Consider the following 13,248-nt stretch of genomic DNA (forward strand, 5'->3'; position numbering starts at 1 on the left):
TTACGGTTTTAGGCGGGTCTTTAATGGGGCGCCAATTTTCCGCTGACAGAGAAACAGGAGTGGAACGCTCGCTTTTCCAAGAAGGGGAGGGGTATTCAATTGAGTGTCCTTGTTACTGGTTTTAACGGAAAAGTTGGGAAGGAAGTCGCAAGAAAGTTGAAGGGACAAAACCTTTCCTTTACGTGCGGGGTAAGGAGCGTTGAAAAAGCTGTGAAGCGGTTCGGAGAAGAATTTTCCTTCGTAGAACTGGATTTCTCCAATCCTGAGACTTTTGCTGCTGCGCTGGAAGGGATTGAACAGGTTTTTCTTATTTACCCTCCGGGAGACAAAATGGAGTTTGGTGAATTCCTGAAAGTTCTCAAGGAAATGGGCGTACAACATATCGTCTACCTCTCTGTTAAGGATGTCCAATACCTGCCTTTCATTCATCATTTTAAAAATGAGAAGTTAATAAAAAAACTAGGCGTTCCCTACACCTTCATCAGGGCCGGTTACTTCATGCAGAATCTGCAAGATTTCCTTGGTCAGGAAATCAAAGAAAACAAAAGGATATTTGTGCCGGCGGGGAAAGGGAAAGCCAGCTTCGTGGACACCCGGGATCTTGCAGAGGTGGCCCTACAGGCTTTTTTAAATCCTGAGAAATTCAGGTATACGTATCCCGTCATTACCGGTGAGAAAGCCTTGGATTTTTATGAGGTCGCTGAGATTATGACGGCGGTACTGGGAGAAAAAATCGTATATACAAACCCTTCGGTAAAAGAATTCAAGTCTTACATGGTAAACAAGGGCGAAAAAGAGGACTTTGTGAACGTAGTGGTCGGGATTCATTTTCCAACGAAACTTGGATTAACGAAAGGCGTCACCGCTGATTTCGAAAAGATCACAAACTCGAAGCCTATACCATTGGAGCAGTATGTCAAAGATTATCAGGAGAAATGGCTGACGGATGAAAATGATTGAGTAAACGCTTTACAAATAGCGTTCCTTCTTGCATAGTATAGAGAAATGAAAGCGGCAATGAAGAGAAGAGTAGATAAGCAGAAGTCTTTCCAGAGAGCTCCGGGTGCTGAAAAGGAGTAGGGCTTCCCTTATCGAACCAAACCTCTGAGCTTCTCATGGGAACCAGAAGGGGGATCATGAGACGGGAGTTCCCGTTACTGAGACAGGGTATGAAGCGTACCTGATGAGCTGGATGTGGCGACACATTCATAAAACTGGGGTGGCACCGCGGATGAAACAGACCTCGCCCCCAAGACTTACATGTCTTGGGGGTGAGGTTTTTTTTATTGCTCTGAAATGATCTCTAAGGAGGGGGAGTCATGTTTCGTTCGTGGAAGTATCCGTTTCTATTATTATCAGGGATCGGCTTATCGAATATCGGGGATTGGATTTATTTGATTGCGTTGAATCTTATCGTGCTTGAAATGACAGGCTCGCCACTGGCTGTCGCTGTTTTGTACTTGCTGAAGCCGGTGGCTGCGCTTCTAACAAACGTATGGGCAGGGTCGTTCGTGGACAGGGTGGATCAGCGGAATCTTATGATCGGTCTTGATGTGTTCAGGGCTCTCTTACTTGTTTTTCTCCCTGCCATGTCCTCGCTTCCAGCGATGTATGGGCTTGTCTTAATTGTGAACATGGCTGGTGCTGTTTTCGAGCCTGCATCAATGACGTATGTAACGAAGTTGATTCCGAAAGAGAAGCGAAAACGGTTCAACGCACTGAGAAGTTTGATTGATTCGGGAGGATTTCTGATCGGACCTGCGATGGCAGGCGTGTTGTTTATCATCGGAACGCCTGAACTGGCGATTTACTTTAATGCCTGGACATTTTTCCTTTCTGGAATAATTACTCTATGGCTTCCCCGTTTGGAAAAAGAAACAGGAGCAGGACAGGAAGCATGGTCGGTGGCCTTGCTCAGGAAAGATTGGAACGTTGTGTGGACGTTTGCGAAGCAGCACCTCTTAATCATGACGATTTATTTTCTATTCGGACTGATGATGGTCATGGCAGCGGCGCTCGACTCATTGGAAGCCGCTTTTTCCAAAGAAGTGCTCGGGCTTACGGACACGGCGTATGGTTATCTGGTAAGTATTGCAGGTGCGGGAATTGCAGTTGGGGCCCTGGTCGTTACGAGGTTCGGCAATGATTTATCCACGAGGTTTCTTCTCACCAGCGGTGGTTTGTTGGTAGCGTGCGGATATTTGATATATGCATTTTCGGTGGATTTTTCGGGAGCGGCGATCGGGTTCTTTCTGCTATCATTTGCGCTTGCTTTTGCAAATACCGGTTTTCATACCTTCTATCAGGAGTATATACCTGTTGGAGTGATGGGCAGGGTGACGAGCGTGTTCGGTTTACTGGAAAGCGTGCTCGTCATCCTTGCGACCATCACTATTGGAACTACAGCTGAATGGGTTTCGATCAAAGCAGCGGTTGTAGGAGGATCCTGGATGATGCTTTTCGTAACGTTAGGGATCGGTTTCGTCAATCGGCGTTGGAAAGAGAAGGAAGTGGATGAGGCAGCGGTATAGCTCACGGTCTTTGATAAAGGGTGGTTACATTTTCATGACACAGTGAGCGGGAGGGTTTGGTTTGTCACCACTCTTGGGTAAGGATAGGGAATATACAGATGAAAAAGTTGGTGGAGGTTCTTATGTCAAAGGTTCAACGCATCATCATGAGTATAGGCTTTATCGGCTATCTCCTGTTTCTCACGTTTTACATGTTTTTTCAATCGCGTGGGTCAGCGGGGATGTCTATGAGTCTAGTGGAATATATACAAAACCGTTCCAATCTGGTTCCGTTCAAAACCATCGGGAATTATATAACAGCCTGGGAGAATGGGACGATGAATACGTGGACGGCTGTGAAGAATCTGCTCGGGAATGTGCTGGTATTCATCCCGATGGGCATTTTCCTGCCTTCTCTGTTTAGAAAACTGAGGAGTATGAGTGCCTACCTTCTTGCCTTCGTTTTGATTATCTTCTCAGCTGAAGTCACGCAGTTATTGACCCAGAGGGGGAGTTTTGATATCGATGATTTTATTTTGAATCTATTCGGTGCCTGGCTCGGTTTCCTCTTGTGGAAAACATCTTTCGTCCAAAAATGGATCGGGGGGAGGAGTCATGAATAGATTTGTCGTGATGACTGTCGGGATGACCCACAGCGGGAAGTCGACGTTTGCGGGAATGCTTGAGGAAAAGGTGAAGAACACGGTCGTGATTGACCAGGATGACCATGCGGCGTTTTTGAATACCCATTATTCCCGGCTCGTTCCTAAAGATGGTCCGAATTCGATCAAACACAGGATGACGAAAATGATTGTCGACCATGCGGTGGTAGAAACGGATCTGCATCTCCTTATCTGTAACTCGAATCGCGAGGCAAAGGCGAGGAAAGCACTGCTGGAAGACTTTAAAAGGAGAGGATTTTCTACGATTCTTGTATATTTTGATGTGCCGAACTCCATCCTTGAAACACGTGTAGCAGAAACAAAGCGGGATCCATCCGTTTTACGCACCGTCTCTTCTTTTGATGAGGTACTGCGACGTCAGCAGGAAGAATCGCTATACCTAGCGCCCCCATCTGTTGAGGAAGCGGATCACTTTTTTACCATTGAAGAAGAGGGAGAAGTCAGCGGTGTGCTTGCAAAAGTTGCGGAGCTTCTATCGTACTAGTATAAGAATCTCGTATTCTGGCTATGCTAGTGATAGAAAGGATGATGGGCATGCAGTACATGGAGAAGACGAACAAAGTGATGGCCGATCTTATTTCAGGGAAACGTAGTCATTTCGGAAATTATTCTTATCATCAGTCGGTGTTTACGGATGGCGTGAAGGAAGTTCCTGAATGGGAAGTGCGTCAGTTCGTGCTCAATTATTTTATGGCGCTTGAGAACGTAAAGAGTCACGCGTAAGTCAAGGCTGGTACGATAAATAGGAAAGGTACACACTTTTAAGGGAAACAAGTGTGTACCTTTCCTGTGTGCTGTCATTGTATATAGAATCCTTTTACCCATTTATAGGGGTTTCTGATACAATAAAGCGTGATTATGATGCTTTATGCATACATATAAGGAAAGGTTTATGAGTTTCAAGGGAATAGGAGGGGGGCACAAAAATGTGGAAGACGGTCTTGATTGGGTTCCTCACTTTCATAGTAGTCAGTGCATTTCTTTTAGCCATTGGTCACACGGTTGACTACAAGCTGTTTATGTTTTCTTTTTATGAAGAGACAGCAGATGGGATTACGATGGGTGGTTCAGTCGTTCCTTTTATCCTGGCAGTTGCCGTCAGCTATGTCGTCGGAAATGCATACGAAAAGAAGCGACGGAAGAATGAGTAGGGCGTTCCCTCAAATTGATAACCCCTATAAATACTGGTAACATGAAGAGAAAAAGAACGTAAATGAGGGAAGTACATGCCAAGAGTATCGAAACGGCAAAAAATACTGGAAGCAGCCGCACTTGTCGTACGCGAGCAGGGGAGCGATGCGCTTACACTAGACGCTGTCGCTAAACGCGCAGAAGTGAGCAAGGGTGGACTGTTGTATCACTTTTCCACAAAAGAAGCGCTTGTAGAAGGTCTCGTTCAGTACATGAACGATGTCTATCGTGAGAATGTGGAAGAATTAGTAGAAAACGATGAAGAGGACACAGGGAAGTGGGCACGGTCGTTCATTAACGTCATGCATGATAAAAGTACGGAAAACCGTCCGCTCAGTTCCGGAATGCTCGCCGCTCAAGGGATCAATCCCAAACTGTTGAAACCTTTGCAGGATACATATGCCGACTGGCAGAATCATATCGAGCATGACGGCCTCGACCAGGTCGATGCGACAATCCTGCGTCTTGCGGTCGATGGGTTATGGCTGTCTGAGATTTTCGGGCTCGGGAATTTGCCACCGACGCTCAGAAAACAGGTGCTTGAACGATTGAACGAACAAACATATAAACCGAAATAAAAATCACCAGCTCTTCTGAAAGAGCTGGTGATTTTTTTGCCTGTAGAAAGTTTATGCGTAGGCCTTTTCCGTGCGTTCCTGGAACACTTTTCTTGCCTGGGTAAGAGCATTGATGACAGAAGGAAAACCGACATAAGGAATCAACTGCATCATCGATTCTATGATTTCTTTTTCCGAGAGGCCGGCATTTAGAGCGGTATTGATGTGAAGCTCCAGCTGCGGCAAACTGCCGGACCCTTGGGTGACAAGGCTTGACAGCACGGTCAGGGCACGGGATTGTTTACTCAAATGATCGCGGTTGTAAATATCGCCATAGGCAAATTCGATGATGTATTTTCCGAGGTCCGGGGCGATATCCTGCAAAGCCTTCATCAGTTCAAAATGGTTGGTGCCTTTTTCTTCATCTGTATAGGATTTTAAGGTTTCCAGTCCTTTTTCATAGCGAGTAGTCATGATGTGTCTTCCTTTCTTAAGATGCTTTCTTGTTTTCTTTTTCTTCTTTAGCACGGTCTTCGTTGACCATTTTAATGAACGACCATCCGAGGATCGGCAGGATGATCAGAAGCGGGAAACCACCGACGATGCTGATCGTCTGCAGGGTTGTCAGTCCGCCCATGTTCATGAAAATCATCGGCAGAATGGATAATGCCAAGGCCCAGAACAGACGGTTCCATTTCAGCGGTTCATCTTCGACGTGTTTTTGCACAACGGATGCAATGACATACGAGCCGGAGTCATAAGTCGTCGATAAGAAAATGGTGGCGAGCAGAATGAACACGATAATCGCGAGTGTTGCGAGCGGCAGTTCTGTCAGCGTGCCGATGATGGCCGCCGGTGCTCCTTGCTGGTTCAAGGTTTCAATAACTGGGTACTGCCCGCTCAATTCGAGATACATGGAGTAGTTTCCTAAGATTCCGAAGAAAAGGATCGTCCCTAAACTTCCGAACAAGATGGTTCCGAAAACGACTTGGCGGATCGTCCGGCCTTTGGAAATCCGGGCGATGAACAAGCCGACAAACGGAGCATAGACAATCCACCATGCCCAGTAGAAGACGGTCCAGCCTTCAGGAAATCCTGTCCGGGTGAAGGAGGCAAGGTCATTGAACGGTTCTGACCATAAGCTCATCAGGAAGAAGTTGTCCATCATCCGGCCGAGTGCAGAAGTCGTCGATTCTGTAATGAATGTCGTCGGTCCGACAGTGAAGATGAAAATCAACAGGATGAACGCGAGCCACAAGTTGATATCACTGAGGAGGCGGATTCCTTTTTGTAAACCCGAATATGCACTCAGGCCGAAGATCAATGTACAGAACAGCAGAATGATCGACTTCGTTGTCATCGTATCGGGAATACCAACCAAATTGTTTAGACCAGCTGAAATAATTGGTGCGGAAAGCGCAAGTCCTGTTCCGCCTCCACCTAACAGTCCGAACATAAACAGAATGTCGACAAGCCGTCCGACCCAGCCATCTGTGTATTTTCCGAGCACAGGGCGACAGGCTTCACTGATTTTGAACACATCGGTTTTCTTCACGAAAAACATGTAGCCGATCGGTAAAGCGGGGATCGCGAACATCGCCCATGCGATCGGCCCCCAGTGGAAGAACCCATACGTGGATGCCCACTGAATCGCTTCATTGGAACCTGCTTCGACGCCGAAGGGAGGTCCTTGGTAATAGTAGGCCCACTCAATCACGCCCCAATAAAGAATCCCCGTTCCTATTCCACTCGTAAACAGCATCGCTGCCCAGGAGCTCGTTTTGAATTCCGCTTTTGTTTCAGCGTCTCCGAGCTTGATATCTCCATAGCGGCTTACTCCGACAAACAGTAAGAAGAGCAGCATAATTAATCCGACAGATAAAAATAAGAATCCTAATCGTTGTGTAACGACCTCATTCGCCGCCAGCACAATCTCTTTTCCTTGTTCAGGGAAAATGATCAGAGGCAATGATACGAATAGTAATAAGGCGAGTGCGCCTCCGAACGTTTTCCAGTCCATGAGTTGTTTCTTCATGGCTATTCCTCCTTTATTCAAATGCGATTGTTTCATATGTGACTTTTTAAACTGTACAATCTGGACGGTTTTGTTTCAAAACATGGATAAGGGTGCAAATGGGAGAATATAAAGCAATATTCAAGGAATGATAGGATGGGAAGTTATATTTCACTGATTTTCGTATGTTTTGTGCTTTGTTTATTGTTCATCTATTGTGAAAGAGGAAAAATTGCTTGAATGGCAGAGTCGTTGATGTCCCTCATACAGGGGAAGAAAAAAGGTTTTAATGAAAAATCCATAAAAAGCATTTGAAACTAAACAGTCCAGATGGTATAGTTTGTGCTGGTTGGTTAAACAAACAAATTCAAAGGAGGACCTTTGGAATGAAAAATAAAGTATTGCTGACATCTGCCGTGACAGGAGCGGGAGATACAATGAAGAAAAATCCACATGTACCTGTAACACCGAAAGAAATCGCAGAATCTGCGATTGAATCGGCAAAAGCAGGCGCGACGGTGGCTCACGTCCATGCCCGCGATCCGAAAACAGGTGGAATCAGTCATAACTTGGAGCACTATCGTGAAATCGTCGATCGCATCCGTGAATCAGAAACGGATGTCATCATTAATATCACATCAGGAGGCGGCGGTGATTTTATTCCAAGCTTGAATACACCAGCAGCTGGTGGTGATGGAACAGACATCCAAACGCCAGCGGAGCGTCATGAACCGGTGGGAGAACTTTTACCGGAAATGTGCACGCTGGACTGTGGAAGTACGAACTTCGGCAACATGATTTACATGAGCCCGACCGACTGGCTGCGTGATCAGGCGAAACTGATTCAGGAAAGTGGTGTGAAGCCGGAGCTTGAATGCTTCGATACCGGGCACATCCGTTTTGCCAATCAACTGGTTGAAGAAGGCTTGATTGATGGCGATCCGATGTATCAATTCTGCCTTGGTATTCCGTGGGGAGCAGCCGCTGATGCGGAAACGATGCTTTACATGAAGAACCGTATTCCAGAGAATGCGCACTGGTCCGCGTTCGGCATTGGCCGTATGCAAATGCCGATAGCGTCTCAAGCGGCGATGCTTGGCGGAAATGTTCGTGTGGGTCTTGAGGATAATATCTACCTATCTAAAGGTGTGGTCGCCCGAAACGAACAGCTTGTCGACAAAGCGGTGACGATGCTTCGTGGCCTTGATCTTGAGCCAATGACACCGCAGGAAGCACGTGACTATTACAATCTTAGAAATCCACACGGAGGGAAGTAATCATGACTGTACAAAAAATAGCCGTCGTCGGCACAGGAGTCATCGGAAACGGCTGGATCGCCCGCATGCTTGCGCAAGGGTATGACGTCGTCGCGACAGATCCAGCAGAAGGAGCAGAAGAGCGCATGCGCCGTGCGGTCGATCAGGCATGGCCTTATGTTGAAGCACTTGGGCTTGCGGAAGGAGCATCCAAAGACCGCTTAACGTTTGAAAAAGAATTGGCGGATGCCGTGAAGGATGCGGACTTTATCCAGGAAAACGTACCGGAAGTGGAAGAGTTGAAGCAGACGGTTCTGAAGAACATCGATCAACATGCGAAGTCTGATGCCTTGATCGGATCCAGTACGTCAGGCATCATGCCATCTGAGCTGCAGGCGAACTTGGAGCACCCGGAACGCGTTGTCGTTGCGCATCCGTTCCACCCGGTGTATATTCTGCCGCTTGTAGAAGTCGTGGCAGGAAAACAGACGACGACGGAGAACGTAGACAAAGCGAAGGCTTTTTATGAAAGCTTGAACATGAGTGTGCTGCTTGTGCGTCATGAGATTGAAGGGCACATCGCTGACCGACTGATTGAAGCGATTTGGAGAGAATCCCTGCATATCGTCAATGAAGGCATCGCAACCACAGAGGAAGTGGACAAAGCCTTCACCCATGGGGCGGGCATGCGCTATGCGCAGTACGGACCGTTCCTTACCTTCCACCTTGCTGGTGGAGAAGGCGGCATGCGTCACATGTTGAAACAGTTCGGACCGGCATTGAAAAAACCATGGACGAAGCTTGAAGCGCCGGAACTGACAGATGAGTTGTACGAGAAAGTCGTGACCGGATGTGAAGAGCAGTCGAACGGCATGAGCATGTCTGAACTCGATCAGAACCGTAATGAATTTCTGATTCGTCTTTATGATCTTGTTCAGGAATACTGGCCGAAGGAAACAGAAAAAACAAAAGCGTAAAGGAGGGGTTTCTGTGTCATCCTTTTCTTACAAACAAACCGTTCCGAGCGAATGGGTCGATTACAATGGCCACATGAATGATGCCGAGTACAATCGGGCATTCAGCCTGGCTACAGATGCGTTCATCGATTACATCGGACTCGATGAAAAAGGCCGTGAGCAGTACCAGTACACCATTTACACTTTGGAGACGCATACGTGTTATTTGAAGGAGATGCATGAGGGGGGAGCTTTTGAAGTCTCCGCGCGCGTTTTGGACTTTGATGCGAAGCGTATCCATCTGTTCTTGGAAATGCACAATGCTGACGGGGAAATTGCTGCGACGCTTGAAGAGATGCTTATGGGCATCGACCAGAACGAAGGCCGCCCTGCACCATTCCCTGATGAAGTAGCTGGGAAACTGAAAGAAGAGTACGCTAAAACATCTGCTCAAGAACAACCCAAACAAGTCGGCCGCACGATCGGCATTCGTAGGAAGTGAATATGGGATTATCTGTAAGACCTGGTCACCCAATTTATGGGTGACCAGGTCTTACTTTTTCTTCCATTCATTATTCCGATTGAGATTTATCATTCATGGTATAATGGAGGGAATATTTAGAATTATATGACGTTAACAGGGTGTGTGGAGAAGGTGGAAAGCTGTACATATATGGTTCGTGGTTTGTCGTATACAGTAAGAGTCGCTCGAGAGGAAGATTCGAAGGAACTTTCTAAAGTAAGGCTTCAGATTGATGGTGAAACGGAATACCTTGACCGGGAACAGGGAGAGGATTACTTAAGTGAGGCTGATTTAAAAGAGCTCATCAATAAGGATAGAGCAGGGGCGAACCGTTTGTTCCTGGTCGCAGAATCTGAAGGGGTCATCATTGGTTTCAGCCGATGTGCGGGCAGTGATTTGAAGAGGCTCTCCCATCAAGTGGATTTTGGTGTAGGAGTGCTAAAAGATTACTGGGGACATCGTGTCGGAAAAGAACTCTTGCAGCATTCGATTCGCTGGGCTGAAAGAAATGGAATCTTGAAAATAAACTTACGTGTGCTTGAAACAAACAAGAAAGCGATGGATGTGTATAAGCGGTTTGGTTTTGAAGTGGAAGGTGAGCTGAAAAAAGACAAGCGGCTATCCGATGGCCGCTATTATTCTACACTATTGATGGCACGTTTCATATAAAAGGAGGAGACATATGGCCGGTAAAGTATTTTCGGGACGTTATACAGCGGAAGCTGATGATGAAGTGATCGTCTTTTTAATTGGGATGAGGGTGAACAAGTGGCTGGCCATCCATAAATGGTTGCCTGTTTTCCTTGCGATGCCCCCAATGGTTCAGGAGCTCTACACTCAAAAGGATCATGGATTCTTCTCTTTGGAAAATTTCTTCAACTTACGTACGACGTTAATGATTCAGTATTGGCGCTCGGAAGAAGAACTTTATGCTTATGCCAGAGCACCGAAGCATTTGAAGGCGTGGAGAAATTTCAACCGAAAAGTGAAGGACAATCCGGCTGTCGGGATCTTCCACGAAACGTATAAAGTAAAGGATGGGGATCATGAAGTCATTTACGGGAATATGCCTTTGTTCGGGCTTGCCAAAGCTTATAAGCATGTCCCTGTCCTGCCAAGTACAGCCTCAGCGAAACAAAGATTAAGCAAAAAAGAGGAAGAGCGGGATATGGCTTCCCTTAAATAAAGCGCAAGGGTTTCCATCCTGATCCATGGGCAGGAGGAATATTAATGGAAGAAACTCGTCTGAAAGTGATTCGAAGATTGGAGAAAAGAGAAAGTGAAAATAAGCAAAAAACATAAGCACGCCAGCAAAAACAAACTCAACCATCAATTGTACGAATATAATTTAAAGCACTTTCCTGAAGATTTAAAAGGACGGTACGAAGAAATCCAGCTCTATGTAGAGGATGATGAGGGAATGGTGAGGGGAGGTCTTCTCGGTGAAATCTGCTGGAACTGGATCGAGATCCATACCCTCATGGTGGATGAAGAGCTTCGCGGGTCAGGGTATGGTTCAAAATTATTAATGGAAGCAGAACGAGCGGCTTCTGAAAAAGCGTGCGATTTTATCAAAGTGGACACCCTTAGTTTTCAAGCCCTGGATTTTTACAAAAAGCATGGATATCGCGAGTTTGGGGTATTGGAACAAGTGGGAAGAGATTTTAAGCACTACTATTTAATGAAGGAGCTCTAAATGATGATGAGTCGGTTCCTTCAGAACGGAGAGTTTCACCATGCAAACAATTACTCACACCTTTCGCATTGTCGGCATCAAGGGTCACGGGGCTTTTGAAAATTTTGCAACCGAAGTTCCTGAGTTTGCGAGGCAGCTTCTTCATCGGACGAGGGAAATAGAAAAACAAACCAATATCGAAATCGCCCTCTTTGAACCAAAGATGGGGGAAGATCACCTCGAGGGTCATTATTATGTAGGTGTCCTGGTCAAAGATAAACCAAGCCATGTGCCTAAAGGAATGGAATATTTGGAGGTTTCCGGCACATATGTCTCGACCAGAGGGACCATCGATCGCGTTGACCTCCTTTATGAAGAAGCAGGGCAGTGGATAGTTGAACAACAACTCACACGGGATTGGCTCTCCTACATTGTAGAAACGTATCATCCAACGGAAAATGGGAAAGATGTCGAGTTGTTTCTGCCTATGATCAGTTCCTGAATAGATGCTGTGAGCTGATTACTTGATGGAGACATTGAATAACCATATGATAAATGTCGCATATTAGATGAGAAAAGCGAATCGGAAAGAGGTGCCTTGAGATGAAAGCTGTACAAGTGACTGGATACGGTGATGTCGATCAGTTAGAGCTGGTGGATATCCCAACTCCGGAACCGAAAGAAAACGAAGTGCTCGTGCAGGTGAAAGCCTGTGCCATCAATAATACAGAAATCTGGATGAGGGAAGGGGCTTACGGGCAAGGCGGCAAGTCAGGCTGGCGTCCGGAAGGCGTTCAATTCCCTCGTACCCCGGGGTCTGATATTACCGGGAAAGTGGTCCAGGTCGGTGACCAGGTCGATGAGACAATGATGGGCAAAGACGTCGTTCTGTTTCCTTTCACATCGAGTGGCCCGGATGGACAAGAACACATTTCGGAAGACATGTCCTTCATCGGATCAGAATATGATGGGGGATATGCCGAGTATGTGGTGTGGCCGGCAGAGCTCTGCTTTGATATGCCTCTTGAAGACTATACGGATAGCTGTGTGTTCTCTGTCAGTGGAATGACTGCGTGGCATATGGTTGAACAAGTGCAGCCGAAACCGGGCGAAACTGTGATGGTCACAGGAGCCAACGGCGGGGTAGGCTCGCTTAACATTCAAATCGCATCCAAAGTCTTCGGAGCGGATGTCATCGCCCTCGTCGGAGATTTGAGTATGGAAGAGAGAATGAAGGAACTCGGAGCGACCCATGTCCTGTCTTATAAATCTGAGAACCTGGCTGATGAAATTTTAGAGGCCAACGGCGGTCCGATTGATACCGTGCTTGACGTCGTCGGAGATGCCTTGTTCTCTACGGCTTTGACCGTACTTAAAAAAGGCGGGAAATTCTGTACATCCGGTTCTTCCGGCGGTCAAAAAACAGAACTCGATTTCCGCACCCTTTATTTGAAACACATCACGATGTATGGATCTGTTTTAGGTACACGGGAAGAATTCAAACGCATGTTAAAAGCGATTTCTGAACAGAAAATACAACCGGTGATCGATCGTACCTTCCCTTTAGAAGAAGCGAAGGAAGCCCAGCAGTATTTCAAGGAATCGGGCAAAAAAGGAAAAATCGTCCTTCTTCCATAAAAGGTGTTTCATCAATTCTGAGAACCTGTTTCACTTTTATAGTGAAACAGGTTCTTTATTTTTTCTTTAAAGTTGAATTTCTTATTATTTACGAATGTATGGAAAAGGTTTTGGTTCACCTGCTGGAAGGGAACGGAGATGGGAGAGCGCATCATCCCCGGTTGTTCTTGTTTATTCGACGTTATAAAATACCAATCCCTTCCTGAACGCACATCCTTATTTTTATTAAATTGTTAGTAATTTCC

Annotated in this window: 17 protein-coding genes and 1 other annotated feature; of the genes, 15 read left to right on the plus strand and 2 right to left on the minus strand. The window is 46.4% G+C overall.

Annotated features, from left to right (window positions below):
* Positions 1-99: 99 nt before the first annotated feature.
* From J0K78_RS08050 to J0K78_RS08080, 7 genes are all read left to right on the plus strand, one after another.
* Positions 100-960 (plus strand): SDR family oxidoreductase, encoded by an 861-nt coding sequence (locus J0K78_RS08050; protein WP_206946198.1) that lies wholly within the window; start codon positions 100-102, stop codon positions 958-960.
* A 48-nt stretch (positions 961-1,008) separates the two neighbouring features.
* Positions 1,009-1,254 (plus strand) — a binding site (T-box leader).
* A gap of 65 nt (positions 1,255-1,319) precedes the next feature.
* Positions 1,320-2,531, plus strand: coding sequence for an MFS transporter (locus tag J0K78_RS08055; RefSeq protein WP_206946199.1), 1,212 nt, complete (start codon positions 1,320-1,322; stop codon positions 2,529-2,531).
* Between the two features lie 122 nt (positions 2,532-2,653).
* The gene (locus tag J0K78_RS08060) at positions 2,654-3,133 is read left to right on the plus strand and encodes a VanZ family protein (RefSeq protein ID WP_206946200.1); all 480 of its coding nucleotides are present in this window, start codon (positions 2,654-2,656) and stop codon (positions 3,131-3,133) included.
* Positions 3,126-3,677 (plus strand): AAA family ATPase, encoded by a 552-nt coding sequence (locus J0K78_RS08065; RefSeq protein ID WP_206946201.1) that lies wholly within the window; start codon positions 3,126-3,128, stop codon positions 3,675-3,677. The genes J0K78_RS08060 and J0K78_RS08065 overlap by 8 nt, the downstream gene beginning before the upstream one ends.
* A gap of 50 nt (positions 3,678-3,727) precedes the next feature.
* Positions 3,728-3,916: a hypothetical protein gene (locus J0K78_RS08070; RefSeq protein ID WP_160912593.1), complete on the plus strand. Its 189-nt coding sequence runs from the start codon at positions 3,728-3,730 to the stop codon at positions 3,914-3,916.
* Positions 3,917-4,119: 203 nt separating this feature from the next.
* The gene (locus tag J0K78_RS08075; RefSeq protein WP_206946202.1) at positions 4,120-4,344 is read left to right on the plus strand and encodes a hypothetical protein; all 225 of its coding nucleotides are present in this window, start codon (positions 4,120-4,122) and stop codon (positions 4,342-4,344) included.
* 75 nt (positions 4,345-4,419) lie between these two features.
* The gene (locus tag J0K78_RS08080; protein WP_206946203.1) at positions 4,420-4,962 is read left to right on the plus strand and encodes a TetR/AcrR family transcriptional regulator; all 543 of its coding nucleotides are present in this window, start codon (positions 4,420-4,422) and stop codon (positions 4,960-4,962) included.
* 51 nt (positions 4,963-5,013) lie between these two features.
* Here the strand turns inward: J0K78_RS08080 and J0K78_RS08085 are convergent, their stop codons facing one another.
* Both J0K78_RS08085 and J0K78_RS08090 read right to left on the minus strand, forming a co-directional pair.
* Complete coding sequence (locus J0K78_RS08085; RefSeq protein WP_206946305.1) at positions 5,014-5,418, minus strand: carboxymuconolactone decarboxylase family protein; 405 nt, start codon at positions 5,416-5,418, stop codon at positions 5,014-5,016.
* Between the two features lie 13 nt (positions 5,419-5,431).
* Positions 5,432-6,976 carry a BCCT family transporter gene (locus J0K78_RS08090; protein WP_206946204.1) on the minus strand — a complete coding sequence of 515 codons (1,545 nt, stop codon included), beginning with the start codon at positions 6,974-6,976 and terminating at the stop codon, positions 5,432-5,434.
* A gap of 365 nt (positions 6,977-7,341) precedes the next feature.
* Between J0K78_RS08090 and J0K78_RS08095 the strand changes: the two genes are divergently transcribed.
* The 8 genes from J0K78_RS08095 to J0K78_RS08130 all read left to right on the plus strand — a co-directional run bounded on the left by J0K78_RS08095 (position 7,342) and on the right by J0K78_RS08130 (position 13,003).
* Positions 7,342-8,232: a beta-keto acid cleavage family enzyme gene (locus J0K78_RS08095; RefSeq protein ID WP_206946205.1), complete on the plus strand. Its 891-nt coding sequence runs from the start codon at positions 7,342-7,344 to the stop codon at positions 8,230-8,232.
* A 2-nt stretch (positions 8,233-8,234) separates the two neighbouring features.
* Positions 8,235-9,188 (plus strand): 3-hydroxyacyl-CoA dehydrogenase NAD-binding domain-containing protein, encoded by a 954-nt coding sequence (locus tag J0K78_RS08100; protein ID WP_206946206.1) that lies wholly within the window; start codon positions 8,235-8,237, stop codon positions 9,186-9,188.
* A gap of 13 nt (positions 9,189-9,201) precedes the next feature.
* Positions 9,202-9,669 (plus strand): thioesterase family protein, encoded by a 468-nt coding sequence (locus J0K78_RS08105; RefSeq protein ID WP_370551094.1) that lies wholly within the window; start codon positions 9,202-9,204, stop codon positions 9,667-9,669.
* A gap of 126 nt (positions 9,670-9,795) precedes the next feature.
* A complete protein-coding gene (locus J0K78_RS08110) occupies positions 9,796-10,359 on the plus strand; it encodes a GNAT family N-acetyltransferase (RefSeq protein WP_206946208.1) in 564 nt (187 codons plus the stop codon).
* A gap of 13 nt (positions 10,360-10,372) precedes the next feature.
* On the plus strand, positions 10,373-10,876 hold the full coding sequence (locus J0K78_RS08115; RefSeq protein WP_206946209.1) for a DUF4188 domain-containing protein: 504 nt from the start codon (positions 10,373-10,375) through the stop codon (positions 10,874-10,876).
* Positions 10,877-10,969: 93 nt separating this feature from the next.
* Entirely contained in the window at positions 10,970-11,386 is a 417-nt protein-coding gene (locus tag J0K78_RS08120; protein ID WP_206946210.1) for a GNAT family N-acetyltransferase, read from the plus strand.
* Between the two features lie 40 nt (positions 11,387-11,426).
* Positions 11,427-11,867 carry a GyrI-like domain-containing protein gene (locus J0K78_RS08125; RefSeq protein WP_206946211.1) on the plus strand — a complete coding sequence of 147 codons (441 nt, stop codon included), beginning with the start codon at positions 11,427-11,429 and terminating at the stop codon, positions 11,865-11,867.
* 101 nt (positions 11,868-11,968) lie between these two features.
* Positions 11,969-13,003, plus strand: a complete 1,035-nt coding sequence (locus J0K78_RS08130; protein WP_206946212.1) for a zinc-binding dehydrogenase — start codon at positions 11,969-11,971, stop codon at positions 13,001-13,003.
* The last annotated feature ends 245 nt before the right edge of the window (positions 13,004-13,248 follow it).

The organism is Halobacillus sp. GSS1 (assembly GCF_017307035.1).
GTDB classification, from domain to species: domain Bacteria; phylum Bacillota; class Bacilli; order Bacillales; family Halobacillaceae; genus Halobacillus; species Halobacillus litoralis.